This is a genomic window from Mesorhizobium sp. ESP6-5, from assembly GCF_020164695.1.
Classification (GTDB): Bacteria; Pseudomonadota; Alphaproteobacteria; order Rhizobiales; family Rhizobiaceae; genus Mesorhizobium; species Mesorhizobium australicum.
In genome coordinates, this window is sequence record NZ_JAIUGR010000003.1 from 268,419 (window position 1) to 294,146 (window position 25,728).

The window sequence follows — 25,728 nt, forward strand, 5'->3', positions numbered from 1 at the left end:
ATGCGCGGCTGCAGATGTTCGCCGAATTCTGGCACTATTTCTCGATCAACAAGGGCGCGGTGATCGGCCTCTTCGTCTTCGCCCTGCTGATCCTGATCGCCATCTTCGCGCCGTTGCTCGCCCCGCATTCGCCTGATGACCAGTTCCGTGACTTCTTCCTGACGCCGCCGGCCTGGCAGGCGGGCGGCAACGCGCAATTCCTGCTCGGCACCGACGCCGTCGGCCGCGATATGCTTTCGCGCCTGATCTACGGCTCGCGATTCTCGCTCGCCATCGGCTTCGTCGTCGTCACCACGGCACTGATCTCCGGCGTCGTCCTCGGCCTGCTCGCCGGCTACTGCCGTGGCTGGGTCGACACGCTGATCATGCGCATCATGGACATCATCCTGGCTTTCCCGTCGTTGCTGCTGGCCTTGGTGCTGGTCGCGGTGCTCGGCCCTGGCCTCGTCAATGCCATGATCGCCATCGCCTTCGTGCTGCAGCCGCACTTCGCCCGGCTCACCCGCGCCGCCGTGATGGCGGAGAAGACCCGCGAATATGTAGTCTCGGCCAAGGTCGCCGGGGCCAGCCATCTCAGGCTGATGCTGGTCACCATCCTGCCCAACTGCATCGCTCCGCTGATCGTGCAGGCGACGCTGTCCTTCTCCAACGCCATCCTCGAGGCGGCCGCCCTCGGCTTCCTCGGCATGGGCGCGCAGCCGCCGACGCCGGAATGGGGCACCATGCTTGCCGAAGCACGCGAGTTCATCCTGCGCGCCTGGTGGGTGGTGACCTTTCCCGGCCTCGCCATCCTGATCACCGTCTTTGCCATCAACCTGATCGGCGACGGCCTGCGCGACGCGCTCGACCCCAAGCTGAAGAGGTCGTGAGCATGTCCCTGCTCGAGATCAAGAATCTCACCGTTTCCTTTGACACCGCCGCCGGACCGTTCATGGCCGTGCAAGGCATCGACCTTTCGGTCGAACCGCGCGAGGTGCTGGCGATCGTCGGCGAGTCCGGCTCCGGCAAGTCGGTCTCGATGCTGGCGGTGATGGGGCTGTTGCCCAACACCGCGACGGTCAAGGCCGACCGCATGGCTTTCGATGGCGTCGACCTGTTGAAGCTCAGCCCGTCCGAACGCCGCAAGATCGTCGGCAAGGACATCTCGATGATCTTCCAGGAGCCGATCGCCAGCCTCAATCCATGCTTCACCGTCGGCTTCCAGATCGAGGAAGTGTTGCGCTTTCACATGGGCATGGATCGCGCCCAGCGCCGCGCGCGCGCCATCGAGTTGATGAAGCTGGTCGGCATCGCCGATCCGGAAGAACGGCTGAGCTCGTTTCCGCACCAGATGTCGGGCGGCCAGTGCCAGCGCGTCATGATCGCGATTGCCATCGCCTGCAATCCGAAGCTCTTGATCGCCGACGAGCCGACCACCGCGCTCGACGTCACCATCCAGAAGCAGATCCTCGATCTCCTAGTCTCGCTGCAGGCCAAATACGGCATGGGCCTGATCATGATCACCCACAATATGGGCGTGGTGGCCGAGACCGCCGACCGCGTCATCGTCCAGTACAAGGGCCGCAAGATGGAGGAGGCCGACGTGCTGTCGCTGTTTGAATCGCCGAAAAGCAATTACACGCGCGCGCTGCTGTCGGCGCTGCCGGAAAACGCCGTCGGCGACCGGCTGCCGACTGTGTCCGACATGCTGTTCGAGCCTGCCCCTTCGGCAGCGGGAGCTTCGGCATGAGCACCACGGTCCTCGAAGGCAAGAACATCGTTCGCGACTACCATATCGGCGGCGGCCTGTTCACTGGGCCGCGCACCGTGCATGCCGTCAAGGGCGTCTCCTTCACGGTGGACAAGGGCAAGACGCTGGCCATCGTCGGCGAAAGCGGCTGCGGCAAGTCCACGCTCGCCCGCATCATCACCTTGATCGATCCCGCGACGTCGGGCGAGTTGTTCATCGACGGCAACAAGGTCGATATCGCCAAAGGCGGATTGACGAAGGAGATGCGCCGCAAGGTGCAGATCGTCTTCCAGAACCCTTACGGATCGCTCAATCCCCGCCAGAAGATCGGCGATGTGCTGGGCGAGCCGCTGCTCATCAACACCGACAAGCCAGCCGCCGAACGGCGTGACCTCGCCATGAAGATGCTGAAGAAGGTCGGCCTCGGTCACGAGCACTATAACCGCTACCCGCACATGTTCTCGGGCGGCCAGCGCCAGCGCATCGCCATTGCCCGTGCGCTGATGCTCAACCCCAGCCTGCTGGTGCTCGACGAGCCGGTTTCGGCGCTCGATCTCTCGGTGCAGGCGCAGGTGCTCAACCTGCTCGCCGACCTGCAGGACGAATTCCAGCTGACCTATGTCTTCATCAGCCACGATTTGTCGGTGGTGCGCTACATCGCCGACGATGTGATGGTGATGTATTTCGGCGAGGCGGTCGAATATGGCTCGCGCGACGAGGTCTTCTCCGACCCCAAGCACAGCTACACCAGGACGCTGTTCGCCGCGACACCGCGCGCCGACGTTGCCAGCATCAAGGCGAGGCTGGCGAAGAAGAAGGCGGCCTAAAGTCGCTTCCGGAGGTCGTCATCCTAGGGCGGAGCGATGCGAAGCGTCGCGCAGACCCTAGGATCCATGCCGTTACCTCAGCCGAAGAATGCAGCGGGGCAGAATTCTGCACCGTAAGCGGCGCTCGCATGTCGCGGCATCGATCCTCGGGTCTGCGCCGCGTCGCTTCGCTCCTTGCTTCGCCCGAGGATGACTACCCAGAAGTGGCCCCCTTGCGAAGAGCCCGGACGGCTTACGACAGCTTGGCGATAATAGCCCGCAAAGCCTCGCCGAACTTTTGCACCTCCTCGACCGTATTGTAGTGGACCAGCGAGGCGCGGATGGCGCCGCTGTCCATCGACAGGTCGAGGCGCTTCATCAGCCGCGGCGCGTACATGTGGCCGTCGCGGATGCCGATCTGCATCTCGGCCATTTCCTCGACGATCCGCTGCGGCGACAGCTTGCCGATATTGAAGCAGAAGGTCGGCACGCGCTCGTTGATGCGCGCCTCGTCGGCGACCCCGTAGATGGTCGCGCCGCAATCCTTCAGTACGCCCATCATCTCGCGCGCCAGCACCAGCTCATAATCGCGGATAGCGCCCATGCCGGCGACGATGTTTTCGCGTCGCGAGCGGTTGTTGGAGGGCGCCAGATTGCGGCCGATCAGTTCCAGATACTGCACGGCGGCATCCATGCCCGACACGTTCTCGTAGATGAAGGTGCCCGCCTCGACCTTGTATGGCGGCTCGTCCGGAATGAAATCCTCGCGGAAGGTCGGCAGCCGCTTCAGCGTCTCGAAGCGGCCCCACAGGAAGCCCATATGCGGCGAGAAATTCTTGTAGCCGGAGCAGACGAGATAATCGCAGCCCCAGGCCTGCACGTCGATCAGCCCATGCGGCCCGTAATGCACGCAGTCGAGGAACACTTCGGCGCCGGCGGCGTGGGCGATTTGCGCCACCGACGCGACATCGACGATCGAACCGATCGAGTGCGCCGTCACCGTGCAGGCGACCAGCCGAGTGCGGTCCGAAACCAGCGGCTTGAGATCGTCGACATGCAGATTGCCATCCTCACGCATGCGCCACCACTTGAATTTGGCGCCGGCCGATTCCAGCGCCAGCCAGGTGGCGATGTTGGCGTCGTGGTCCATGTCGGTGATGACGATCTCGTCGCGTTCTCCAAGCATCTGGCCGATGCCGAGGCTGACCAGGCGGATGAAGGAGGTGGCGTTCATGCCGAAGCAGATTTCCGCCGGGCTGTAAGCATTGATCAACAGTGCGACGCTTGTCCGCGCATCGGCGACCGACTGGTCGACGGCGACGCTGCGGCCATAGCGGCCGCCGCGCTGCACATTGTGCGAGACCAGATGGTTGGTCACCGCGTCGAGCACGCTCTGCGGAATCTGCGCCCCGGCGGCGTTGTCCATGAAGATGAAATCGCCAGCCCGCTGCAGGGCGGGAAACATGGCGCGGATGGTGTCGACGGGAAAGCCGCCGGTGGCCTGGGGATTGCTCAAGGATATCTCCTGCGAAGTGCTTGCGGGGTGGTGAGTGGTCAGCGGGTCTTCTCGGTCTTGAAGCGGGCTTCAAGCAGGCTGACGAGACGAACCATCGGCCAAAGGAAGATGAGATAGACCAGCGCCGCGCCGATCAGCGGCGAGGGATTGGCGTAGAGCGACTGTGCATTGGTCGCTTCCTTGAGCAATTCCGGCAGCGCCACGGTGGAGGCCAGCGACGTGTCCTTGAACATCGAGACGCAGTTGCTGGTCATCGGCGGGATGACGACGCGCACCGCCTGCGGCAGCACCACCTTGCGCAAGGTCAAAAGGAACGGCAGGCCAAGCGCCTGCGCCGCCTCGAACTGGCCGCGCGGAATGCTCTCTATGCCGGAACGGAACACCTCCGCCGAATAGGCCGACATGATAATGGCGAACGCGGTCACCGCCGACGCCCAGGACGATAGACGTATGCCGAGGAAAGGCAGCGCATAATAGATCAGGATCAGCACGACCAGGACCGGCAAGGCGCGGAAGATGTCGGTGTAACCGACCGCCAGCCAGCGCAGCGGCTTCGGCGCATAGAGCCGCAACAGGCTGATCACCAGGCCAATGGGAATGCCGATGCCGATGCTGAGCAGACCGAGCAGCAGCGTGTTCAGGAAGCCGCGCAGCAACGCCGGCAGGCTCGACGCGATGACGTCGGCGTTGAAGAAAGTGTCGATCAGCGACATCAGGGCATTCCCGAACGGTGTTGCGTCATCTGACGCCAGAGCCCGACCCGGAACATCGAGATCGGCTATGCCGAACGGATGCTGGTCCCGGGAAAGTCATGCGTGAAAAACGGGACGTGCCGACCCCTTTGGGGCCGGCACGCATTCCGTCTGGCCGCCGCTCAGGCCTTGGGCATAGGCATTTCCTTGACGGTCGAGGAATCGGCAGGGGCGTCGCTGCCGAACCACTTCTTGTGGATCGCGGCCAACGTGCCGTCCTTCTTCATCGCCGTCAGCGCGTCGTTGAGTTTGCCGAGCAGCGGATGATCCTTGGTCATCATCAGGCCGTACTGCTCGCCGGTCTTGATGCGCTGCTTGACCTTCAGGTCCTTCATCTTGGTGAAGGAATATTCCATGCCGGGAATGTCGCTGACGGCGGCGTCGACACGGCCGGCGCTGAGGTCGAGCAAAAGGTTCTGCTGCGTGTCATAGCCCTTCACATCGCTGAAGCCGTCGGCTTCCTGATGCGCCTTGACCCAGGTCTCGCCGGTCGAGCCCGAGAGCACGCCGACGATCTTGCCCTTGAGGTCCGCCTCGGCGTTGACCGCGCTGTCGGTCTTGGTCGCGATACCCATGTCGGAATCATAATAGGGCTGGGTGAACGACTGCGACTTCAGCCGCTCCGGTGTGATCGTGATCGAGGAGATGGCGACGTCGATGCGCTTCGAAGTGGTCGCGGCGAACAGTGCCTGAAAGCCGAGATCGGCGATGTCGGTGGTCATGCCGGCGCGCTTGGCCGCCTCGTTGACGATGTCGACTTCGAAACCCTCGAACGTGCCGCTCTCGTTCTTGTATTCAAAGGGCGGATTGGTCGGGTAGGCGCCGACATTGAGCACATCGGCGGCATAGGCGGTTGCCGGTCCGGCCGCGATGCCGATTGCCGCGGCGACAAGGATGAGATTGCGACGGTTGAGCTTCATTGGTGGTCCTCTGGGGTGTTCCCTCTGGTTGTTGATCGGGCGGGCTGGCCCGCACGGTTCTTGCCGTCCCGCCTCCCAGCGGGGCGTCAATTCATGATGGCGGCCATGCGCTCGAGCGCAGCCGCGATTTTGTCGCGGTCGCATACGCATTCACGCGCGAAAGGTTGGCGATGGTCTCGGTACGCAGGTCGTGGAGCTGAGCGCGCGCACCATCGAAAGCGTAGCGCGCCCTGGTCGATGATTGGGGCTGCACAAACGACAAGGACTGAAACCCCTCCCACCCGGAGCACCATGATGACTGCCCGTAAAGCCCTCCAGGCCGACAGTCGCCATCCATCCTGAATGCTTATCCAAAGCGCGGCGCTTTTCAAGGCAAAAGTTTTAAGCTTAAAAAGTTTCCTGGCTTGATCGCTTGCGCAACCGGGCGCTAGCGCGGGTCCTCCCGCGCCAGTTCGGCCCGGGCGGCGGCATAATTGGCCGCGGCGCCCGCACCCAGGTACATCGTGTCGCTGGCCAGGACGAAGAAGCTGACGCCGATTGCCGCCCATTGGCCGATGGCCTGCGGGCTGCCGCAGAATATGCCGGAGGTCTTGTCGTGCGCGATCGCCACGCCGATGATCCTGCGGATCGCGTCCGTGAGCTTGTCGGCGCCCTTCGGTCCGATCGCATCGATCGACACGGAGAGATCGCCGGGCCCGACGAAGATCACGTCGACGCCGTCGACATCAGCGATCGCCTCGATGTTGGCCAATCCCTCTGAAGTCTCGACCTGGACCGCCACGACGATCCGGTCATTGGCGCCGGCCAGATATTCGGGAATGCGATAGCCATAACCGGCCGCGCGGCCTGGTCCGACGCCGCGCTCGCCCCGTGGCGGATAGCGGGATGCTTTCACGGCCATTGCCGCCTGTGCGGATGTCGAGACGCGTGGCACCAGCACGCCTTGCGCGCCGCTGTCCAGCGCCGCCTGGATGGCTTCGGGCGCGTGGCCGGGAACGCGCACCATCGCCGGCACGCGGTGGACATCGGCGGCGCGCACCATGGTCTCGATGATGTCGCGCGGAATCTGGGCATGCTCCCAGTCGATGCAGAGGAAGTCGAGGCCGGACAGCGCCATCACTTCAACCGCGACGGGGTGAGGAATGGCAGCGAAGGAGCCGACGAGGTTGGCCTTGCCGATGCAATTCTGGCGGAACTCGCTCATGCCTAGTCCTTTTCTCATCCCGCCAAATTCATATCGGCAAACAGGCGCAGGGCGAAGCTATTTCATGCTTGAAATATTTTCGCGGAGCCGTAGCGTGCGATCTTCGCCGGGAGGTCGCGACATGAACAAAGCACATCCGCTGCACGGCTCCAACAAACTGAAGCTTGGCGTTTTCTCGACCAACGCCGATGGCGGCCTTGCCATATCGGATGTGCCGGAACGCTGGACGGCGAGCTGGCAGGACAATCTAACGGCCGCCCGGATCGCCGATCGCGCCGGGCTGGAGTTCATGTTGCCGATCGCGCGCTGGCGTGGCTTTGGCGGCCGCAACAAGGTGCGCGAGCGGTCCTTCGAGACCTTCACCTGGGCGGCGGCACTCAGCATGGCCACCGACCGGATCGGCCTGTTCATGACCGTGCACGTGCCGCTGGTGCATCCGCTCTATGCCGCCAAGGCGCTGGCGACGGTCGATCACATCAGCCAAGGCCGGGCCGGCCTGAACATCGTCTGCGGCTGGAACCCGAAGGAATTCGGCATGTTCGGCACGCCGCTGGTCGAGAAGGGCTACGACCAGGCGGCCGAATGGATCGAGATCCTCGAGAAGCTCTATGCATCGGCGGAGCCGCTGGACTACGAAGGCACCTATTATCACCTCAAGGAGGCGGTCAGCCGGCCGGCCAGCCTGCAGGTTCCGCGCCCCGTGACCATGAACGCCGCTTTCGGCGGCCCCGGCCGCGATTTCGCCGCGGCCCATTGCGACTACCTGTTCACGACCTTTTCCGAGATGGCCGATGCCGGCAAGCATGTCGCCGACATCAGCGAGCGAGCCGACAAGGTTGGCCGGCAGGTCGGCGTCTACACCGTGGCCCATGTCGTCTGCCGTCCGACCATGGAAGAGGCGCAGGCCTATTACAACAGATATGCCGTCGATCTGGCCGATCACGAGGCGGTCGATGCGCATATGGCCGGCAAGAAGGAATTCTCGCAGTCGCACGACCCGCATGCCTATGACCGCTACCGGCAGCGTTTCGCCGGCGGCGCCGGCACCTATCCGCTGGTTGGAACGCCGCAGACGATCGTCGCCGAAATGGCCGCCATTGCGGAGCACGGCTATCAAGGCATCGCCCTGTCCTTCGTCAACTACACCAGGGAATTGCCCTATTTCTGCGACCACGCACTGCCGTTGCTCAGGCAGGCCGGGCTTCGCGGGTAGCAGCGATGCCAAGGGGATGATCGGTGGCCTAGCCAGGATTTCAACGTCGTCATCCCTGGGCGGAGCAGGAGCGAAGCTCCGTCGCGGAGACCCTGGGATCCATGCCGCGATCTTAGCCACGGAGTGCGGCGGAGCAGAATTCCGGACCGCTGCAACGCTTTGATTTCACGGCATGGATCCTGGGGTCTGCGCCGCGTCGCTGCGCTCCTTGCTTCGCCCCAGGATGACGAAGCGATGGGCGTTTATTCCGGAATAACGGCGGTCGCCTGGATCTCCACCTTGGCGCGGTCCTCGACCAGCGCCACCACCTGCATGGCGGCCATCGCTGGAAAATGCCGGCCGATCACCTCGCGATAGGCCTCGCCGATCCCCTTGAGGTTGCCGAGATATTCGGCCTTGTCGGTAAAATACCAGGTCATCGAGGTGATGTGCCGTGGCTCCGCGCCGGCCTCGGCCAGCACCGCGACGATGTTCTGAAGCGTCTGCCGCACCTGGCCGGCGAAATCGTCGGTCTCGAACTGGCATTGCCCGTTCCAGCCGACCTGTCCGCCCACGAAGACGAGCCTGCCGCGCGCGGCCACGCCGTTGGCGTAGCCGACCGGTTTTGCCCAGCCTTCCGGCTGCAGGATCTCGTGCATGTCGTCTCTCCGCCTGTCCAATATCGGGTCCGCAATATCCGTCTCGAAAACATTTCAGTCCGTGGTCACGACCTGTTCAGGCCGCGCCCATTACTTGCCGTGCGATCACAACCTTCTGCACGTCCGATGCGCCCTCGTAGATTCGCAGCGCGCGGATCTCGCGATACAGGCTCTCGACGATATGGCCCTTGCGGACACCATCGCCGCCATGCAGCTGCACCGCTTTGTCGATCACCTCCTGCGCCTTGTCGGTGGCGAACAGTTTGGCCATCGCCGCCTCGCGCGTCACCCGCGCAGCGCCCATGTCCTTGGTCCAGGCGGCGCGATAGACCAGAAGCGCCGCGGCATCGACGTCGAGCGCCATGTCGGCGACATGGCCCTGCACCATCTGCAACTCGGCCATCGGCGCGCCGAACAATTTGCGTTCGGCCACCCGCTTGATGCTTTCATCGAGCGCGCGTCGGGCAAAGCCGAGCGCCGCCGCGCCGACGGTCGAGCGGAACACGTCGAGCACCGACATGGCGATGCGAAAACCGTCGCCCGGCTTGCCGATCAGCGCCGAGGTCGGCAACCGCACCCCGTCGAAAGACAAGCGCGCCAGTGGATGCGGCGCGATCACTTCCAGGCGTTCGGCGATACCGAGCCCCTTTGCATCGCCCGGCACCAGGAAGGCAGAGAGCCCCTTGGCTCCGGGCGCCTCGCCGGTGCAGGCGAAGACGACATAGATGTCCGCAATGCCGCCATTCGATATCCAGGTTTTTTCGCCCGTGAGAACATAGCTGTCGCCGTCACGGGTCGCCGCCATCTCCATGTTGGCGACATCAGATCCCGAACGCGGTTCCGATAGGGCGAAGGCTGATATCGCCTTGCCAGCGCGTGTCCTCGCAAGCCATTGCTGCTGCTCCGACGTGCCGAACAGGCTGAGCGCGCCGGTGCCGAGACCTTGCATGGCGAAAGCGAAATCGGCGAGGCCATCGTGGCGGGCCAGCGTCTCGCGCGTGATGCACAGGGCGCGCACGTCGAGTGGTGCGGGGTTGTCCGTATCGAGCGCCGTCGGCTTCAGCCAGCCGTCCCTGCCCAGTTTCGCGACCAGCTCGCGGCAGGCGGCGTCGACGTCATGGTGGTCGACCGGTAGGTTTTTCGCGCACCAGGCGTCCAGGTCCCCGGCGAGTTCGCGATGGCGGCTTTCGAAGAAGGGCCAGCTGAGGAAGGAGCGGTCAGGCATGGATATCTCCCGTTACGCCTCGTTCCGTCACACCCCCCTCTGGCCTGCCGCTAATCTCCCCCGCAAGGGGGGAGATTAGCGGTTTCACCGATGCCGCCCCTTCCTCAGAGCTGGTAATTGGCGAAAGCCAGAGTGACATCTGATCTCCCCCCTTGCGGGGGAGATGGCCGGCAGGCCAGAGGGGGGTGCCTACGCAACAAGCCATCCTCAATTCCCCTCGAACACCGGCTTTTCCTTGGCCACGAAAGCCCGATACGCCCGTTCGAAATCGCGCGTCTGCATGCAGATCGCCTGCGCCTGTGCTTCCGCCTCGATCGCCTGGTCGAGACCCATCGACCATTCCTGGTTGAGCTGCGTCTTGGTGATGCCGTGGGCGAAGGTCGGGCCGGAGACGATGCGGGCGGCCATGTCGAGCGCGTCGGCCTCAAGTACGTCTGCCGCTACCAGCCTGTTATAGAACCCCCAGCGCTCGCCTTCCGTCGCTGTCATGGTTCGGCCGGTGTAGAGCAGTTCGGCGGCGCGGCCTTGGCCGATGATGCGCGGCAGGATCGCGCAGGCGCCCATGTCGCAGCCGGCTAGGCCGACGCGGGTAAACAGGAACGCCGTCTTGGCTTCCGGCGTGGCGATGCGGATATCCGAACTCATCGCGATGATGGCGCCGGCGCCGACCGCCACGCCGTCGACCGCGGCGATGATCGGCTTGCCGCAATTCAGCATCGCCTTGACGAAATCGCCAGTCATGCGGGTGAAGGCCAAGAGCTGCTTAATGTCCATCTTGACCAGCGGGCCGATGATGTCGTGGACATCGCCGCCGGAGCAGAAATTGCCGCCATTGGAGAGGAACACCACGGCGTCGACGTCGTCGGCATAGACGAGATCGCGGAACGTGTCGCGCAGCTCGGCATAGCTGTCGAAGGTCAGCGGGTTCTTGCGCTCCGGCCGGTCGAGCCGGACCTTGGCGATCCTGCCCTCGACCTCCCACAGGAAATGCTTCGGCTTGAGGCCGGCCATTGCGGTCATTCGCGTCCCTCCCAGTTGCTGCGGAACGAGGTCAGCATGCCGGTCAGCCGGCGCGCATCCTCCTCGCTGACCTTGCCCAGCAATTCGCCGATCCAGCCCTCATGCGCGGCGGCGATGGTGGCAAAGGACTTCGTACCTTCCTCGGTCAGCCGGACCATCGAGGTGCGGCGGTCGCCATTGCGGCGCGCGCGCGCCACCAGCCCTTCCGAAACCAGCCGGTCGACAATACCGGTGACATTGCCGTTGGACACCAGCAGGAAGCGCGACAGGTCGCTCATCAGCATGCCTTCCGGCGCGCGGTAAAGTGCTGCCATGACGTCGAAACGCGGCAACGTCGTGTCGAATTCCTTCTTCAGGCGCTCGCGCAGTTCGGCCTCGATCGTGCGCGACGCGCGCAGCAGCCTGATCCACAGGCGCAGCCGGTCCTTGCCGGGTCCCGATGGCAGGGGCAGGGGGCCGGCTACCATGTTTCACCTCCCGAGATCGAAATCGCCTGTCCGGTGATCGATTGCGCCGCGTTGCCACACAGCCAAAGCACGGCTTCGGCAATTTCCCGGGGCTGGATGAAACGGCCTTGCGGATTGGTCGAGGCAAGACTGGCCCGCGCCTGTTCTGCCGAGCGGCCGGTCTTTTCGACGATGCGCTGGATGGACTCCTCCAGCATGTCGGTCTCGACGAAGCCTGGGCACACGGCGTTGACGGTGACACCGGATTTCGCCGTCTCGGCGGCCAGCGCCCGCATCAGGCCGACGACGCCATGCTTGGCCGCGACGTAGGGCGCGACATAGGCGTAGCCCCTCAGACCTGCCGTGGAGGCGATGAACACGATGCGGCCTGCCTTGCGCGCGGCCATGCCGGCCAGCGCCGGTTTCACCGTCAGGAAGGCGCCGGTCAGATTGACGTCGAGCGTCCGCTGCCAGTCGGCCAGCGGGATCTTGTGCGCCGGCGTGCTGCCGGCCATGCCGGCATTGGCGACGACGATGTCGAACGGTCCGCGCGCGGCCTCCGCTTGCGCGTAGAGCGCCGCCATCGCCGCCTCATTGGTGACGTCTGCGGCAATGCCATGGATGCGACCGTTTTCGCGGGCAACCTTGGCGAGCTCAGCTTCGCGGCGCCCACATATGGTCACATCGACACCAGCCCTAGCCAAGGTGAGCGCGATGGCCCGGCCGACGCCGGAGCCGCCGCCGGTGACCAGTGCGTGCTTGCCCGCGATCATGTGGCAATCCTGGAAGGTCGGCGCTGCCTCTTGCGCCAGATCGAAGCCATGGCATGCACAGACATTCTGGGACTGGCGATTGGCTCGATGCTTGGTTGCCAGGTGGTTCCCCCAATCCGTCGTTGCTTCGCAACGCCACCTTTCCCCCCTCCGGAGGGAAAGGAAGGGAGCCTCATGAGACGAGCATTGGCGGCAGAGGGGGCGCGCCGTTCCTCTCCCCCGTCGATCGAGGGAGAGGTGGATCGGCGAAGCCGAGACGGAGTGGGGGTCGACCAGCGCAGTGCAAGACCATGCATGCGCGACGCCCCCCTGCATGCTGCGGAAAGGTGCCGGCAGGCGGATGAGGGGCAGCGTGGCGAACGAAAAACACTCATACTTTCAGCCCCGCCGCCGCATCGCGCTCGGCCAGCCGGTAGATCTGGTCGCGGCCGGGCAGATAGGGATCCGGCCATTTGACGCCACGGTCGCCGAGCGTCACCGCCGCATGCAGCGTCCAGTAGGGATCGGCGAGATGCGGCCGTGCCAGCGCCACCAGATCGGCGCGGCCGGCCATCAGGATCGAATTGACATGGTCCGGCTCGTAGATGTTGCCGACCGCCATCGTCGCCATGCCGACCTCGTTGCGGATGCGGTCGGAAAACGGCGTCTGGAACATGCGGCCATAGACCGGCTTTGCCAGCACCGAAGTTTGTCCTGCCGAGACGTCGCAAATGTCGACGCCGGCCTCATGCAACAGCCGCGCGATCTCGACCGCGTCGGCGGGTGTCACGCCTTCGATGCCGACCCAGTCATTGGCAGAAATACGCATCGAGATCGGCTTGTGCGCCGGCCAGGCGGCGCGCACCGCGTGGAAAACCTCGAGGGGATAGCGCATGCGGTTTTCCAGCGAACCGCCATAGGCGTCCGTGCGGCGGTTGGTGACCGGCGTGATGAAGGACGACAGGAGATAGCCATGGGCGGCGTGGATCTCCAACATGTCGAAGCCGCAGCGATCGGCCATCTGCGCCGAAGCCACGAACTCGTCGCGCACTCTGTCCATGTCGGGGCGGTCCATCGCCTTCGGCACTTGATTCTGCGGCGACCACGCCACGGCGGATGCCGCCATGACTGGCCAGTTGCCTGATGCCAGCGGCACGTCTGTTCCTTCCCAGCCGAGCCGGGTCGAACCCTTGGCGCCGGAATGGCCGATCTGCGCGCAGATCTTCGCTTCGGTCTCGGTATGGACGAAGTCGACCAGTCGCCTCCACGCCACCTCATGCTCGGGCGCGTAGAAACCGGGGCAGCCGGGCGTGATGCGCCCTTCCGGGCTGACGCAGGTCATCTCGATATAGACGAGCCCGGCGCCGCCCTTGGCGCGCTCGGCATAATGCGTGAAATGCCAGTCAGTCGGGCAGCCGTCGACAGCCTTGTACTGCGCCATCGGCGAGACGACGACGCGGTTTTGCAGCCGCATGTCGCGCAGCTTGAACGGCGCGAACATCGGCGCCCGGCGCAGCCTGTTGCCACCGGCACCCGCCTGGCGCTGGAACCATTCTTCGGCGCCGCCCAGCCATTCGGCATCGCGCAGCCGCAGATTCTCGTGGCTGATGCGTTGCGAGCGGGTCAAAAGCGAATAGTTGAACTGCACCGGATCGAGGCCGAGATAGCGCTCGACCTCCTCGAACCATTCCAGCGAATTGCGCGCCGCCGACTGCAGCTTCAGCACCTCGGTGCGGCGGGCGTCCTCATATTTACGGAAGGCGGCCTCGAGGTCCTGTTCGGTCTCGACATAATCGGCCAGCGCCACCGCGCTTTCCAGCGCCAGTTTGGTGCCGGAGCCGATCGAGAAATGCGCCGAGGCCGCCGCGTCGCCCATCAGCGCCAGATTCTTGTAGGACCAGCGCTCGCACAGCACGCGCGGGAAGTTGATCCAGGCCGAGCCACGGATATGGTTGGCGTTGGTCATCAGCGCGTGGCCGCCAAGATGCTTGGCAAAGATGCGCTCGCACACCGCGATGGACTCCTGCTGCGACATCGCGCCGAAGCCGAAGGCGGCCCAGGTCTGTTCGCTGCATTCGACGATGAAGGTCGCGGTCTCGCTGTCGAACTGATAGGCGTGCGCCCACACCCAGCCATGCTCGGTCTTCTCGAAGATGAAGGTGAAGGCGTCGTCGAATTTCTGGTTGGTACCGAGCCAGACGAATTTGCATTTGCGTGTGTCGATGTCGGGTTTGAAGATATCGACGAACGTGTTGCGCGCCCTGGAATTCAGTCCGTCGGCGGCGACGACCAGGTCATGCGTCTCCATATAAGGGCGGGGATCGGCGATGTCGGTTTCGAACATCAGCTTGACGCCGAGTTCGCGCGCACGGCGCTGCAAGAGGACCAGCAGCCGCTTGCGGCCGATGCCGCAGAAGCCGTGCCCCGACGAGACCGTGCGCACGCCGTCATGGATGACGGCGATGTCGTCCCAATAGGCAAAATGCTTCTTGATCCAGACGGCGCTGACCGGATCATTCTCAGCAAGATTGTCGAGCGTCTCGGCCGACAGGACCACGCCCCAGCCGAACGTGTCGTCGGCGCGATTGCGCTCGAAAACCGTCACGTCGTGCGCGGCGTCCCTCAGCTTCATCGAAATGGCAAAGTAGAGGCCGGCTGGTCCGCCGCCGAGAACCGCAACCTTCATCCGTGCGATCTCCTCTTCGCTTGCTATGCCTCAGTATCGCGCCGGAGGTAGGATATTTCAAGCTTAAAGTTTTATATCGAAATGATTATGCGAGCGTGGGTGGCGCGCTTGCCGGGACATCCTGCAAGCGCGCCGCGAGAGATCATTTCTCCGGATTCTTCGGGCTCCACAGCACGGTCTCGGCATCCTTCTCATAGGCCATGCCCGAGGGATAGCTGATCGCCTCGAGTTGCAGTCCCCACGGCGCCTGGAAATAAAGGATGGTCTGGCCGGCGGCGGGTCCTTCCTTGACCGGCAGCGGCCCCATCCTGGTCTTGACGCCCTTGCCATCGAGATAGGCCTTGGCCGCGGCGACATCGTCGACATAGAAGGCGATGTGGAAGCCGCCAATGTCGCTGTTCTTCGGTGTCAGATCCTTCTGGTCGGGCGCGGTATATTTGAACAGCTCGACGTTCGATCCATAGCCGCAACGCACCATGGTGACCTGCTCGATGACAGCCTTCGGATCGACGCCGAGCAGGTCCTGCATGAAGGTGCCCTTGTCGTCGGCGAACGGGCCGAACGACATCGCCTTCTTGCAGCCGACGACCTCGGTGAAGAAGTCGACCGCCTGCTTCATGTCGGGAACCGTGATGCCGGTGTGGTCGTGCCCGCGCATGCCGGGGATCGAGCTCGCCGAGGCCATGCCTGCGCTGCCGAGAATAGCGGCCGCGAGCGTTGCATTTCGGATTATCATCTTCATGTCAGTTTCTCCTCCATTGGCGGGGCTTTGTCATTAGCCAGCCGCACGTCCGAGCCCGCTTTCGGCGTGCGTATGCATTCATGTCTGAGCCTTGGCAGCGGAAGGAATGTCCAGCCAGCCCTCGTCGATTTCGGGCAGCGGGATCGCCGAAATCAGGTCGCGCGTGTAGTTCTGTCGGGGATTCTGGAATAGAGCGTCCGTCGCGCTCGCTTCGACGATCCTACCTTCGCGCATGACGATGACCTGCCGGCACAGCCGCCGGATGACCGACAGATCGTGACTGATGAAGGCGACCGTCAGCCCCATCTCCGCCGCCAGTCTCTCCAGAAGGATGAGGATCTGGGCCTGCGTCGAGACGTCGAGCCCGGAGACGATCTCGTCGGCCAGCACGAATTTCGGCGACAGCGCCAGCGCGCGCGCTATGCCGACGCGCTGGCGTTGGCCGCCCGACAGTTCGTGGCGATAGCGGCTGGCGAAGCTTTGCGGCAACCCAACCCGCTGCAGCGCCTCGGCGACGCGATCCCTGAGATTGTCGCCAAGTCCATTTTGCTTGAGCGGCGCGGCGATGATGCTGGCAATGGTACGGCGCGGGTTGAGCGACGACATCGGATCCTGGAAGATCATCTGCAGGTCGCGGCGTAGTGGCCGCAGTTCCGCTTGCGGCAGATGGGTGATGTCGCGGCCTTCGAAACGGATGCTGCCGGCGCTCGGCTCCAGCAGCCGCACCAGCGCACGGCCAAGCGTCGACTTTCCCGAACCGGATTCGCCGACGATGCCCGTCACAGAGCCGCCGGACAGGTCGAAATCCAGACCTTTCAGAATCTCGGCCAAAGGTGCGCGGCCGATCAGCGGCTTGCGCGTCATGTCGGGCAGGGCGACCTTCAGCCCGCGCACGGAGAACAGCGGCTCAGCCATGCTGACGCCTCCAGGCCTGGTCGGCGGCAGCGATCTCTGCGGCGAGCCCGGCCAGTACCGCCTCGTCCACCGGCTTCAGCGAAGCATATGGATCGGTATAGCGCGGCGTCGCCGCCATCAGCGCTCGGGTGTACGGATGCCGAGGTGCCGCGAAAAGCGCCGCGGTCTCTGCCTCTTCCACCACCTTGCCGGCATAGAGCACCGACACTTTCTGGCTGATCTTGGCGACGACGCCGAGATCGTGGGTGACGAACAGGATCGCGGTGCCATGTTCGCGCTGCAACGCAGCGATGAGCCGCAGGATCTGCTTCTGCACGGTGACGTCGAGGGCCGTGGTCGGCTCGTCGGCGACGATCAGCCGTGGCTCGGCTGCGAAGGCGGCGGCAATCAGCACGCGTTGGCGCATGCCGCCGGACAATTCGTGCGGATAGCTCTTCAGCACGCGGTCGGGGTCGCGGATCTGCACCTCATCAAGCAACTGCCGGATACGCCGATCGGCCTTGTCTCCGCTCCAGCCGAGAATGCGCACCAGACGGTCGGTCATCTGGGGGCCGATGCGGCGCGAGGGGTTGAGTGCGGTCAGCGGATCCTGCGGGATCAGCGCCGTGCGCGCGCCGATCAGCGTGCGCCGCGCTTTTGGCGGGAGTTTGCCGAGGTCTTCGCCCTCGAGTCTCATGTAGCCTTCGACGATGCCCACGCTCGACGGCAACACACCAAGCACCGCCTTGCCGATCATCGTCTTGCCGGCGCCGCTTTCGCCGACAAGCGCGCGCACTTCACCGGGTTGTACCGAGAGCGAAACAGAGCGTAGCACGCGCTGGCCGTTGGCCAGCACCGCGCTTAGATTGTTTATCTCGAGACAGGCGCTCATCGCAGCACCGGATCGAAACGCGTCTTCAGCGCTTCGCCGAACTGGCTGAATGACAGCACGGTGAGGATCAGCGTGATTAGCGGAAACACCAGCACCCACCAGGCCTGATGGATCGACAGCCGGCCCTCGGCGATGATGCCGCCCCAGGTCGGGTCGTCGGTCGAGATCGACAGATTGACGAAGGACAGGATCGCCTCGACGATGACGGCGATGCCCATCTCCAGCGACAGCAGCGCCATGACCGACGGCACCACATTGGGCAGCACTTCGCGCAGCATGATGCCGACGCGGCCATAGCCGGCGATACGGGCATTCTCGACGTAGTCCATGCGCGACTGGCCCATCGCCTCGGCGCGGATGACCCGGCAGAAACGCGTCCAGTCGATGATGGCGATGGCGAGGATGACGGAGCTCAAGCCGGTGCCGAGCACGGCGACCAGGAGGATGGCGAACAGCACCGGCGGGAAGGCCATCCAGATGTCGACGATGCGCGAGATGATGCGGTCCGCCCAGCCGCCGAAATAGCCCGCGACCAGCCCTAATGTGGAGCCCACCACGCAGGCGGCGATGGCCGCCGCGAAAGCAACGATGAAGGCGATGCGGCCGCCGAAGATCAGGCGCGAGAGCAGGTCGCGGCCGAGGCTGTCGGTGCCGAGCCAATAGCCCGGCTCGGCGCCATCGAGCCAGAACGGCGGCAGACGTTCCAGCATCAAATCCTGCGCCAGCGGATCCTGCGGCGCGACCAGCGGCGCGAAGATCGCGGCCAGCAGCGCCAGCAGCAGCCAGCCGCCGGCGAGCCACAGCCTCGGGCTCGATCCGCGCCTGATGATGCGTGCCTCATCCATGGCGCAGCCTCGGATTGAGCAGCGCATACATCATGTCGACGGCGAGGTTGATCAGCACGAACAGCAGCGCGAAGACCAGCACGATGCCCTGGATCAGCGGCAGGTCGCGGTTGATGACGGCGTCGATCGCCATGTTGCCGAGGCCCTCATAGGAGAACAGCCGCTCGACGATGACGGTGCCGCCGATAAGGAAGGTGAATTGCACGCCGATGAGCGTCAGCGTCGGCAGCGCGGCGTTCTTCAGCGCCTCGCGCAAGATGACCTGCGTTTCCGAAAACCCCTTGACCCGCGCCAGCACGACATAGTCGAGGTCGAGCACCTCCTTCAGCGACTGCTTCAGGAGCTGCGCGATGATGGCCGCGAGCGGCAGCGCCAGCGCCACGGCTGGCATCAGCATGTGTTTCAGCAGGTCCCAGGTGAGGTCGAAGCGCAGCCGAAGCAGGCTCTCGAAGAAGTAGAACTGGGTGACGAAGGGCAGGTCTAGCTGCGGCGACACGCGGCCGGAAATGTCGAAGATCGGCACCAGCACGCCGAACAGCAGGATCAGCACCAGGCCCCAGAGAAAATCGGGGATGGAAAGCGCGGCACCGCTGGCGATGTCGATGCCGGCCTCGACCGCCGTGCCGCGCTCGCGCGCGCCCAGGATCGCCGTCGTGCCGCCGATCGCCACCGCCATGATGAGCGCGACGATGGCAAGCTCCAGCGTTGCCGGCAGCCGGTTGAAGACGAGGCCAAGCACGTCTTGCCGCAGCGAGATCGAGGTGCCGAAATCGCCTTTGACGACGCCGGACAGCCAGATGAAGAACTGCTGTACGATCGTCTTGTCGAGCCCATAGAGTGCACGCAGACGGGCGATGTCGTCATTGGTGGCGCCAGGCGGCAGCATCATGGCGATCGGATCGCCGGGCGCGACGCGGATGACCACGAATACGACGACGGCCACGCCGAACAGCGTGATCAGCATCGTCAGCAGACGGATCAGGAATCGTTGCAGGAGCATGTAAATCTTTGCAGGAGCCCGCAGGCTCATATGCCGATAGAAGATGCGCGCCGTCGCTACGGACGGCGCGCGGCAAGCCCAGGCGGGTATCAGGCCGGGGTCATCAGGGCCGGCAGCAGCGCGCCGGACACGTGCTGGACGACGTTGACGCCCTTCGCGTGCACGATCGGCTGCGCATACTGCATCAGCGGCAGCACATAGGCCTGCTCGGCGATGTATTTGTCCACCGCCTTCCAGCCGGCGATGCGCTTAGCCTCGTCCTTCTCGCCCCACAGCGGGTTGATCATGTCGATCAGGTCCTGGCTGTCCCAGACCGAATGCGGGCTCGGCCCATACATGGCAAAGCCGGTCGACGTGGTCGGGTCGCCAATGGCGTTGCCCCAATTGTAGAAGGCCGCCGGCGCGAGCTTGTCGGCGGCGCGCAGTTCGTAGTGCTTGGCGATCTCGTAGACCTCGATCGTCGCCTCGATGCCGACCTTGCGCCACATGCCGACGATCGCCTGGATCATCTCATAGTCCTTGGGCTTGAAGCCCTTGGTCGTCTGGATGGTGAACTTGACCGGCTTTTCCGGCGAATAGCCTGAAGCCGCCAGCAGCTCCTTGGCCTTTTCCGGATTGTGCTCGACCTTGATCGAGGCATCGTAGGCCGCGTATTCCGGCGTTTCCAGCGTGGCGAGCGGCTGGCCGTAGCCGCGCAGCAGCCGCTTGACCAGAAGCTCCTTGTCGACCGCCATGACGGCTGCCTGGCGCACGTTCTTGTCCAGCATCGCTTCGATGTCGTTGAAGAAGATCATGCCGATATCGGAAACATTCTTGATCGACCCGGCAAGCCCGTCCTTGGCGATCAGCCGGTCGTACTCTTCATAGGGGATTTCGAGCGTCACCTGCGAGGAACCGGATTCGATCTCGGCGACACGGCTCGCCGCGTCGGTGACGAATTTGATCGTCACGTTCTCGAATGCCGGCTTGCCGCCCCAGTATTTCGGATTGGCCTTGAGCCGCAGGAAGGCGTTGCGTTCGAACTTCTCGACCATGTAGGGGCCGGTTCCGATCGGAGCCTTCTCGAAACCTTCGGCACCGACCTTCTCGTAATAGGCCTTCGGCATGATGTAGCCGGTGAGGAACGACATCCATTTGAAATAGACCGGGTCGAACTGCACGACATCGCCCGTGATCTTGTTGCCGTCGATCTTGAAATTGTTGACGTTCTTCCACACGAACTGGATCGGGTTGCCGGTCTTTTCATCGCCCGCCCGCTGCAACGACCAGACCACGTCCTCGGGCGTGAACGGCGAGCCGTCATGCCAGGTTACACCCTCGCGCACCGTCATCATGATCTTGGTGCGGTCCTCGTTCCAGCCCCATTCGGTGAGCAGGCCCGGCGCGAAGGACAGGTCCGGCTTCTGCGGGATGAACTGGTCGAACACCGACTGGTAGAGGCCCTGGATGGTCGGGTTGACGGCCGACGGTCCGGTGGTCGGGTCCCAGGACGGCAGGTTGACATTATAGGCGATGGTCAACTCGCCGGCGGCGGCATTGGCCATCTTGGGCAGGCCGACAGCGGCCACACCAAGTGCCGCGGCACTGTATCCCAGTAATTCGCGTCTGTTGATTGTCATGGTCGTTCCCCTTGTTGGTTTATTTGTCTTTTGCGCGGCTTCGTCCGGTCATTGGTTCGGGCTTCGTCGGCAGCAGCGCTTGCCTCTCGTCGCCTTCATGAAATCGTCTGGCCTACCTCCCGCCAAGCTGTTGCGCGAGCATGAAGCCCGAGGCGGCACCCGTGCCGGCACCGGGCCATGTCGCGGCGCCGGTGAGATGCAGATTGCTGATCGGCGTGTCCCAGCCGGCATAGCCGCGCGCCGGACGGAACAAGAAGTTCTGCGCCAGATGATGGCTGCCGCAGACCTGGTCGCCGCCGACGAGGTTCGGGTTCTCGCGCTCGAGGTCGATCGGCGAAAACACGGCGCGGCCGAGGATCTTCGCACGCAGCCTAGGTGCGTAGGTCTCGATGATGTCGAGCACGCGGTCGGCATAGGCCTCCTTGACCTGGTCCCAATGCGCTGGTGCGATCCTGGCCGAGGCGTCGCCCGCGATTTCGGCGGGCAGCATGCGCACCTGCACCCACAGAACATGTTTGCCTTGAGGCGCGCGCGACGGATCGACCGCCGTCGGTTGGCCGACGACCAGCACCGGCTCGTCCGGCAGCACGCCCGCCATCGCCTGCTGATAGGTGCGCGACATCTGCTCGAGCGATGGCGCCAGATGCACATAGGCGAACTGTCGAAGCTCTGCCCCGGCGCGCCAGTCCGGCAGGTCGTCCAGCGCCAGGTGGATCATCATCGTGCCCGGCGCATGGCGGAATTTTTGCATCGCCATGTCGAAGCCGGCGTCGCCCGAACCGACCGGCAGCAACTTGCCGGCCAGCGCCTTGGGCGTGACGCCGGCAATCACCGCCTTGGTGGCCGTATGCGTCTCGCCGGAAGCAAGCCGCACACCGGTCGCCTTGCCACCGGAGACGGTTATCTCGGCGACATCGGCGCCGGTGACGATCCTGCCGCCGGCCGATGTGATAATGCCGGCCAGCGCCCGGATGATCGTGTCGGCGCCACCCTTGCCCAGCACCATGCCAAAACTCTGGTTGGCCATCGATTCCAGATAGGGGAACACCGCGCCGCCGGCGATGTCGGGCGCGAAGTCGAGATGCATGCCCCAGGTGGCGAGCGTCGCCCTGATGTGCGGAGACTCGAAATTTTCCTCCAGCCAGGCACGCGGCGACGACAGCAGCAGCCGGCCGGTGTCGAGCGCGCCGGAAACACCTTTTTTGCGCCACAGGTTCCAGGCGGTGCTTGCAAGCGCCCGGGCGCTCATCGGCGAGCCCAGCAGCTTGAACAAATGCTCCGCCTCGGCCGGGAAGGCGGCGACCAGCCTGCGCCACGTCGCGGCATCGGCGGCTGAAAAGGCCGCGATGCGGCCGGCGGTCTTTTCCAGGTCGTTGCTGACCCCGAACCAGCGACCATCCGGAAAGGCGCTGGCGAAACAGTCGGCGACAGGTGCGAATTCCAGCCCCTGCGCTTTCAATTCATTTGCATATTTCCGATGGAAGGCGGAGCCGGCGAACAGGCTCAGATTCATCGCGCCGAAATCGTGGCGGAAGCCCGGAAGCGTGAATTCGCGGGTCTGGACGGCTCCACCGATTGTCGTATTGCGCTCGAAAACCCCGGTTTTCCAGCCCTTGAGCGCCAGATGCGCGGCGCATGCCAGAGTGTTGTGGCCCGCCCCGACAAAGATGGCGTCGAACTCGCTCACGCCCCGTTCCCATTTCCTTTATGCTTAAAGATAATTGCAGATGCATATGTTTTCGTCTAGTAGGATATTAAGGGCCGAGACGAGCCTTGATCATGTCAGACAAGAGGGAACAGAGACCATGGATACCCAGAAACTCCTCGGCGAAGTTGCCGGCCAGCTCCTTTCCGGCGCCATCAAGGTGGTCGACCTGACGGCGCCGCTCGGGCCCGACACACCGCTGATCAAGCTGCCGCCGGAGCTTGCCGTCGACACGCCGAAGGTCGAGATCCACTCGATCTCTCGCTATGACAAGAACGGTCCATGGTGGGCGTGGAACTGGCTGAAGCTCGGCGAGCATTCTGGCACGCATTTCGACGCGCCACAGCATTGGATCAGCGGCAAGGATTATCCGGACGGCGCCACCGATACCATTCCGGCGCAGAATTTCATCGGGCCGGTGAATGTCATCGACTGTTCGAAAGAGGCCGCCGCCGATCACGATTTCCTGCTCACCGTCGACCACATCAAGGCCTGGGAGGCCAAGCATGGAGCGATCAATGCCGGCGAGTGGGTGGTGATGCGCACCGACTGGTACAAGCGCAACGGCTCGGAAGCCGAGTTCCTCAACGCCAACGAGACCGGCCCGCACACACCCGGCCCGACGGCGGAAGCCATCCAGTTCCTGATCGGCAAGGACATCAAGGGCTGGGGCTCGGAGACGATCGGCACCGATGCCGGCAAGGCCGGCGGCATGGAGCCGCCATTCCCGGCGCACACGCTGATGCACAAGGCCAACCGCTATGGCCTCGCCAGCCTCTGCAATCTCGACCAGCTGCCGCCGAAAGGCGCCATCCTGATCGCGGCGCCGCTCAAGATCGAGCACGGCACCGGCAGCCCGATCCGCGCGCTGGCGCTGGTGCCGGGGAAATAGAGCGAGGCGGTCTTCGGGAGAAGATCATGGCTGCAAATGGTACCGCGATGACGAAGTGGGCGCGGCGACCTCGTGAGGTTGCCGCTCTACGCCAAGGAACGCTACCGCGCGCAATTGAACATCATCCACCAAAGCGGGGGAGCACCCCTCGATGACCGCCCCCGATCACATCATCGTCGGCAGCGGCATCAACGCGCTGGTCTGCGCGGCGATGCTCGGCGGCAAGGGCGCCAAGGTGCTCGTGCTGGAGCGCAACGACCGTATCGGCGGTTGCATGCGCACCGAGGAGATCACCGCGCCGGGCTTCGTCCATGACGTGATGGCGACCACCTTCGTGCTGTTCATCACCTCGCCGGCCTTTGCAGCATTGGGCGGCGACCTCGCCCGGCACGGGCTGGAGTTCTGCCACACCGGCACGCCGACCGGCGTGCTCATGCCCGACGGCAGCCATGCCGTGCTCAGCACCGGCCGCGCCGCCAATGTCGCTGCGCTGAACGCGATCGCGGCCGGCGACGGTGACCGGCATGCGGAAGATGTCGGCGGCATTGAGCGCAATGCCGGCTTGCTGTTCGGTCTGCTCGGCGGCGCGCTTTGGTCATACCCGACGGCGAAGCTGCTGGCCGGCGATACCTGGCGGCGTGGTCCGCGTGGCCTAGCCGCCTTTCTTGGCGAAGCGCTGGTGCCGGCGCGCGGCTGGCTGGAGAGCAGCTATCGGTCCGAGACCGTCAGGGCGCTCTGGGCGCCCTGGGTGCTGCATGCCGGGCTTGGCCCGGAAGATGCGTTTTCCGGCCAGATCGCCAAGGTGATCGCCTTCGCGCTGGAGGCTGCCGGTGCGCCGATCGTCAAGGGCGGGGCGAAGAACCTGCTTGCCGCCTTCGAAGCGCTGATCAGGGAACGCGGCGGCGACATCCGCACCGGCGCCGACGTCGCTTCGGTCGTCCAGGCGGGTGGCCGCGCAGCCGGTGTGCGGCTGGCGTCGGGCGAAACGATCACGGCGAACAAGAGCGTCATCTGCTCGGTCACGCCGACGCAGCTTTACGGCCGTCTGCTCGGCAAGGACGCTTCGAAGGACGACGTCGAAGCGACGCGGAAATACCGCTATGGCAAGGGCAATTTTCAGATCCATTACGCGCTGACCAAGCCGCCGTCCTGGCGCGGCGAGGGCCTCGACAAGGTGGCGCTGCTGCATCTGACGCCCGGACTGGATGGCGTTTCGAAAGCCTGCAACGAGGCGGCGCGCGGCATGCTGCCGGAGGTGCCGACCATCTGCGTCGGCCAGCCGCACGCGCTCGACCCATCACGCTGTCCGGAAGGCCAGGCGATCCTGTGGCTGCAACTCCCCGAGGCGCCCCGCTACATCAAGGGCGACGCCGCCGGCAAGCTCGATGCGCCTGCCGACGGACTATGGACCGAGGCGCTGCGCAAGGCCTATGCCGATCGCGCTGAAGCGATACTCGCCGGCCATATCGACGGCTTCAAGGACAGCGTGATCGCGCGCCGCGCCTATTCGCCGGCCGATCTCGAGGCGATGAACATCAACCTCGTCGGCGGCGACCCTTACGGCGGCTCCTCTGTTGTCGACCAGTCGTTCCTGTGGCGGCCGTTCAAGACCAGCCGCAACCATCAGACCGGCGTCAAGGGCCTCTACCATATCGGCGCCTCGACCCATCCCGGTGCGGGCCTCGGCGGTGGCTCCGGCTTCCTGCTGGCAGGGAAGCTCTGATGGAACAGAAGGTCGCCGAAAAACGCCAGCGCATTTCCACCCTCGGCCAGATCGGCCTGCAGCAATTCGCTCCCTATCTGATGAACCGCATCATGGGCCGCTACAACGCTACCTTGCGCGACGATCTCCGCAAGCAGGGCCTGACCATTTCGCAGGTGCGCACGCTGGCGGTGCTGTCGGTCACCGACGGCGTCACCGTCAACGACCTCTCGGTCTATACTGTCATCGAGCAATCGACCCTGAGCCGCACGCTGGACACGCTAGAGGGGCAAGGCTTCGTGCGGCGCGAGCAAGGCGTCACCGACAGCCGCATCCGCCACGTGTTCCTGACCGACGACGGCCGCGCCGAGTTCACCCGCGCCTGGCCGGCCATGCATGACGCCTTCGAGGCGATGTTCGACGATATCGACGACGCCGAATATGCAGCACTCATCGCAACGCTTTTGAAGATGCTCAAAAACATTCGCAAGCACGACATCTAGATATAGGCGCCGCCAGCTGTCGGCGGC

24 protein-coding genes are annotated in these 25,728 nt (G+C 64.3%); 7 read left to right on the top strand and 17 right to left on the bottom strand.

Annotated elements, in window-relative coordinates; genetic code table 11:
• The first annotated feature begins 14 nt into the window (after positions 1–14).
• From LB524_RS05915 to LB524_RS05925, 3 genes are read left to right on the top strand one after another with little or no spacing between them, the layout of a single operon-like run.
• Positions 15–869: an ABC transporter permease subunit gene (locus LB524_RS05915; RefSeq protein WP_198030214.1), complete on the top strand. Its 855-nt coding sequence runs from the start codon at positions 15–17 to the stop codon at positions 867–869.
• 2 nt (positions 870–871) lie between these two features.
• On the top strand, positions 872–1,729 hold the full coding sequence (locus tag LB524_RS05920) for an ABC transporter ATP-binding protein (protein WP_015314099.1): 858 nt from the start codon (positions 872–874) through the stop codon (positions 1,727–1,729).
• Positions 1,726–2,556, top strand: a complete 831-nt coding sequence (locus tag LB524_RS05925) for a dipeptide ABC transporter ATP-binding protein (protein ID WP_127278113.1) — start codon at positions 1,726–1,728, stop codon at positions 2,554–2,556. Before LB524_RS05920 ends, LB524_RS05925 begins: the two co-directional genes overlap by 4 nt.
• A gap of 232 nt (positions 2,557–2,788) precedes the next feature.
• Here LB524_RS05925 and LB524_RS05930 read toward each other — a convergent pair whose 3' ends face one another.
• The 4 genes from LB524_RS05930 to LB524_RS05945 all read right to left on the bottom strand — a co-directional run bounded on the left by LB524_RS05930 (position 2,789) and on the right by LB524_RS05945 (position 6,927).
• A complete protein-coding gene (locus LB524_RS05930) occupies positions 2,789–4,051 on the bottom strand; it encodes a cysteine desulfurase-like protein (protein WP_224524376.1) in 1,263 nt (420 codons plus the stop codon).
• 38 nt (positions 4,052–4,089) lie between these two features.
• Positions 4,090–4,764 carry an amino acid ABC transporter permease gene (locus tag LB524_RS05935; RefSeq protein ID WP_015314096.1) on the bottom strand — a complete coding sequence of 225 codons (675 nt, stop codon included), beginning with the start codon at positions 4,762–4,764 and terminating at the stop codon, positions 4,090–4,092.
• 161 nt (positions 4,765–4,925) lie between these two features.
• Positions 4,926–5,723 (bottom strand): ABC transporter substrate-binding protein, encoded by a 798-nt coding sequence (locus LB524_RS05940; RefSeq protein WP_015314095.1) that lies wholly within the window; start codon positions 5,721–5,723, stop codon positions 4,926–4,928.
• Between the two features lie 427 nt (positions 5,724–6,150).
• Entirely contained in the window at positions 6,151–6,927 is a 777-nt protein-coding gene (locus LB524_RS05945) for an HpcH/HpaI aldolase family protein (RefSeq protein WP_224524378.1), read from the bottom strand.
• 121 nt (positions 6,928–7,048) lie between these two features.
• On the opposite strand from LB524_RS05945, the gene LB524_RS05950 reads away from it, so the two are divergent.
• A complete protein-coding gene (locus LB524_RS05950; RefSeq protein ID WP_224524380.1) occupies positions 7,049–8,140 on the top strand; it encodes an LLM class flavin-dependent oxidoreductase in 1,092 nt (363 codons plus the stop codon).
• A 242-nt stretch (positions 8,141–8,382) separates the two neighbouring features.
• Here LB524_RS05950 and LB524_RS05955 read toward each other — a convergent pair whose 3' ends face one another.
• The 13 genes from LB524_RS05955 to LB524_RS06015 form a co-directional block, all read right to left on the bottom strand.
• Entirely contained in the window at positions 8,383–8,778 is a 396-nt protein-coding gene (locus tag LB524_RS05955; RefSeq protein WP_135916832.1) for a RidA family protein, read from the bottom strand.
• Between the two features lie 76 nt (positions 8,779–8,854).
• The gene (locus tag LB524_RS05960; RefSeq protein ID WP_224524382.1) at positions 8,855–10,003 is read right to left on the bottom strand and encodes an acyl-CoA dehydrogenase family protein; all 1,149 of its coding nucleotides are present in this window, start codon (positions 10,001–10,003) and stop codon (positions 8,855–8,857) included.
• 207 nt (positions 10,004–10,210) lie between these two features.
• The gene (locus LB524_RS05965; RefSeq protein WP_224524384.1) at positions 10,211–11,023 is read right to left on the bottom strand and encodes an enoyl-CoA hydratase family protein; all 813 of its coding nucleotides are present in this window, start codon (positions 11,021–11,023) and stop codon (positions 10,211–10,213) included.
• Positions 11,020–11,490 carry a MarR family winged helix-turn-helix transcriptional regulator gene (locus LB524_RS05970; protein WP_140660590.1) on the bottom strand — a complete coding sequence of 157 codons (471 nt, stop codon included), beginning with the start codon at positions 11,488–11,490 and terminating at the stop codon, positions 11,020–11,022. The genes LB524_RS05965 and LB524_RS05970 overlap by 4 nt, the downstream gene beginning before the upstream one ends.
• Entirely contained in the window at positions 11,484–12,242 is a 759-nt protein-coding gene (locus tag LB524_RS05975; RefSeq protein WP_224524386.1) for an SDR family NAD(P)-dependent oxidoreductase, read from the bottom strand. Before LB524_RS05975 ends, LB524_RS05970 begins: the two co-directional genes overlap by 7 nt.
• Before the next feature lie 370 nt (positions 12,243–12,612).
• Positions 12,613–14,907: a bifunctional salicylyl-CoA 5-hydroxylase/oxidoreductase gene (locus LB524_RS05980; protein WP_224524388.1), complete on the bottom strand. Its 2,295-nt coding sequence runs from the start codon at positions 14,905–14,907 to the stop codon at positions 12,613–12,615.
• A gap of 142 nt (positions 14,908–15,049) precedes the next feature.
• Positions 15,050–15,649: a VOC family protein gene (locus LB524_RS05985; RefSeq protein WP_224524390.1), complete on the bottom strand. Its 600-nt coding sequence runs from the start codon at positions 15,647–15,649 to the stop codon at positions 15,050–15,052.
• A gap of 78 nt (positions 15,650–15,727) precedes the next feature.
• Positions 15,728–16,564, bottom strand: a complete 837-nt coding sequence (locus tag LB524_RS05990; protein WP_224524391.1) for an ATP-binding cassette domain-containing protein — start codon at positions 16,562–16,564, stop codon at positions 15,728–15,730.
• On the bottom strand, positions 16,557–17,435 hold the full coding sequence (locus LB524_RS05995; RefSeq protein ID WP_224524392.1) for an ABC transporter ATP-binding protein: 879 nt from the start codon (positions 17,433–17,435) through the stop codon (positions 16,557–16,559). The genes LB524_RS05990 and LB524_RS05995 overlap by 8 nt, the downstream gene beginning before the upstream one ends.
• Positions 17,432–18,280 (bottom strand): ABC transporter permease, encoded by an 849-nt coding sequence (locus tag LB524_RS06000; RefSeq protein WP_224524393.1) that lies wholly within the window; start codon positions 18,278–18,280, stop codon positions 17,432–17,434. The genes LB524_RS05995 and LB524_RS06000 overlap by 4 nt, the downstream gene beginning before the upstream one ends.
• Positions 18,273–19,280: an ABC transporter permease gene (locus tag LB524_RS06005; RefSeq protein ID WP_140614830.1), complete on the bottom strand. Its 1,008-nt coding sequence runs from the start codon at positions 19,278–19,280 to the stop codon at positions 18,273–18,275. Before LB524_RS06005 ends, LB524_RS06000 begins: the two co-directional genes overlap by 8 nt.
• 89 nt (positions 19,281–19,369) lie before the next feature.
• A complete protein-coding gene (locus LB524_RS06010; protein WP_140614829.1) occupies positions 19,370–20,899 on the bottom strand; it encodes an ABC transporter substrate-binding protein in 1,530 nt (509 codons plus the stop codon).
• Positions 20,900–21,011: 112 nt separating this feature from the next.
• Complete coding sequence (locus LB524_RS06015) at positions 21,012–22,586, bottom strand: phytoene desaturase family protein (RefSeq protein ID WP_224524394.1); 1,575 nt, start codon at positions 22,584–22,586, stop codon at positions 21,012–21,014.
• 118 nt (positions 22,587–22,704) lie between these two features.
• On the opposite strand from LB524_RS06015, the gene LB524_RS06020 reads away from it, so the two are divergent.
• From LB524_RS06020 to LB524_RS06030, 3 genes are all read left to right on the top strand, one after another.
• On the top strand, positions 22,705–23,496 hold the full coding sequence (locus LB524_RS06020; protein ID WP_140660600.1) for a cyclase family protein: 792 nt from the start codon (positions 22,705–22,707) through the stop codon (positions 23,494–23,496).
• 151 nt (positions 23,497–23,647) lie between these two features.
• Positions 23,648–25,219, top strand: coding sequence for a phytoene desaturase family protein (locus LB524_RS06025; protein ID WP_224524395.1), 1,572 nt, complete (start codon positions 23,648–23,650; stop codon positions 25,217–25,219).
• Positions 25,219–25,701, top strand: coding sequence for a MarR family winged helix-turn-helix transcriptional regulator (locus tag LB524_RS06030; protein WP_224524396.1), 483 nt, complete (start codon positions 25,219–25,221; stop codon positions 25,699–25,701). The genes LB524_RS06025 and LB524_RS06030 overlap by 1 nt, the downstream gene beginning before the upstream one ends.
• The last annotated feature ends 27 nt before the right edge of the window (positions 25,702–25,728 follow it).

Excerpts from the sequence above, each read along its gene's own strand:
- LB524_RS06030 (WP_224524396.1), top strand. The coding sequence starts at position 25,219 with ATGGAACAGAAGGTCGCCGAAAAACGCCAGCGCATTTCCACCCTCGGC.
- LB524_RS05935 (WP_015314096.1), bottom strand. The coding sequence starts at position 4,764 with ATGTCGCTGATCGACACTTTCTTCAACGCCGACGTCATCGCGTCGAGC.
- LB524_RS05965 (WP_224524384.1), bottom strand. The coding sequence starts at position 11,023 with ATGACCGCAATGGCCGGCCTCAAGCCGAAGCATTTCCTGTGGGAGGTC.
- LB524_RS05945 (WP_224524378.1), bottom strand. The coding sequence starts at position 6,927 with ATGAGCGAGTTCCGCCAGAATTGCATCGGCAAGGCCAACCTCGTCGGC.
- LB524_RS06005 (WP_140614830.1), bottom strand. The coding sequence starts at position 19,280 with ATGCTCCTGCAACGATTCCTGATCCGTCTGCTGACGATGCTGATCACG.
- LB524_RS06020 (WP_140660600.1), top strand. The coding sequence starts at position 22,705 with ATGGATACCCAGAAACTCCTCGGCGAAGTTGCCGGCCAGCTCCTTTCC.
- LB524_RS05990 (WP_224524391.1), bottom strand. The coding sequence starts at position 16,564 with ATGGCTGAGCCGCTGTTCTCCGTGCGCGGGCTGAAGGTCGCCCTGCCC.
- LB524_RS05925 (WP_127278113.1), top strand. The coding sequence starts at position 1,726 with ATGAGCACCACGGTCCTCGAAGGCAAGAACATCGTTCGCGACTACCAT.
- LB524_RS05975 (WP_224524386.1), bottom strand. The coding sequence starts at position 12,242 with ATGATCGCGGGCAAGCACGCACTGGTCACCGGCGGCGGCTCCGGCGTC.
- LB524_RS05950 (WP_224524380.1), top strand. The coding sequence starts at position 7,049 with ATGAACAAAGCACATCCGCTGCACGGCTCCAACAAACTGAAGCTTGGC.
- LB524_RS05995 (WP_224524392.1), bottom strand. The coding sequence starts at position 17,435 with ATGAGCGCCTGTCTCGAGATAAACAATCTAAGCGCGGTGCTGGCCAAC.
- LB524_RS05955 (WP_135916832.1), bottom strand. The coding sequence starts at position 8,778 with ATGCACGAGATCCTGCAGCCGGAAGGCTGGGCAAAACCGGTCGGCTAC.
- LB524_RS06010 (WP_140614829.1), bottom strand. The coding sequence starts at position 20,899 with ATGACAATCAACAGACGCGAATTACTGGGATACAGTGCCGCGGCACTT.
- LB524_RS05940 (WP_015314095.1), bottom strand. The coding sequence starts at position 5,723 with ATGAAGCTCAACCGTCGCAATCTCATCCTTGTCGCCGCGGCAATCGGC.
- LB524_RS05920 (WP_015314099.1), top strand. The coding sequence starts at position 872 with ATGTCCCTGCTCGAGATCAAGAATCTCACCGTTTCCTTTGACACCGCC.
- LB524_RS06025 (WP_224524395.1), top strand. The coding sequence starts at position 23,648 with ATGACCGCCCCCGATCACATCATCGTCGGCAGCGGCATCAACGCGCTG.
- LB524_RS06000 (WP_224524393.1), bottom strand. The coding sequence starts at position 18,280 with ATGGATGAGGCACGCATCATCAGGCGCGGATCGAGCCCGAGGCTGTGG.
- LB524_RS05915 (WP_198030214.1), top strand. The coding sequence starts at position 15 with ATGTTCGCCGAATTCTGGCACTATTTCTCGATCAACAAGGGCGCGGTG.
- LB524_RS05960 (WP_224524382.1), bottom strand. The coding sequence starts at position 10,003 with ATGCCTGACCGCTCCTTCCTCAGCTGGCCCTTCTTCGAAAGCCGCCAT.
- LB524_RS05970 (WP_140660590.1), bottom strand. The coding sequence starts at position 11,490 with ATGGTAGCCGGCCCCCTGCCCCTGCCATCGGGACCCGGCAAGGACCGG.
- LB524_RS05985 (WP_224524390.1), bottom strand. The coding sequence starts at position 15,649 with ATGAAGATGATAATCCGAAATGCAACGCTCGCGGCCGCTATTCTCGGC.
- LB524_RS05980 (WP_224524388.1), bottom strand. The coding sequence starts at position 14,907 with ATGAAGGTTGCGGTTCTCGGCGGCGGACCAGCCGGCCTCTACTTTGCC.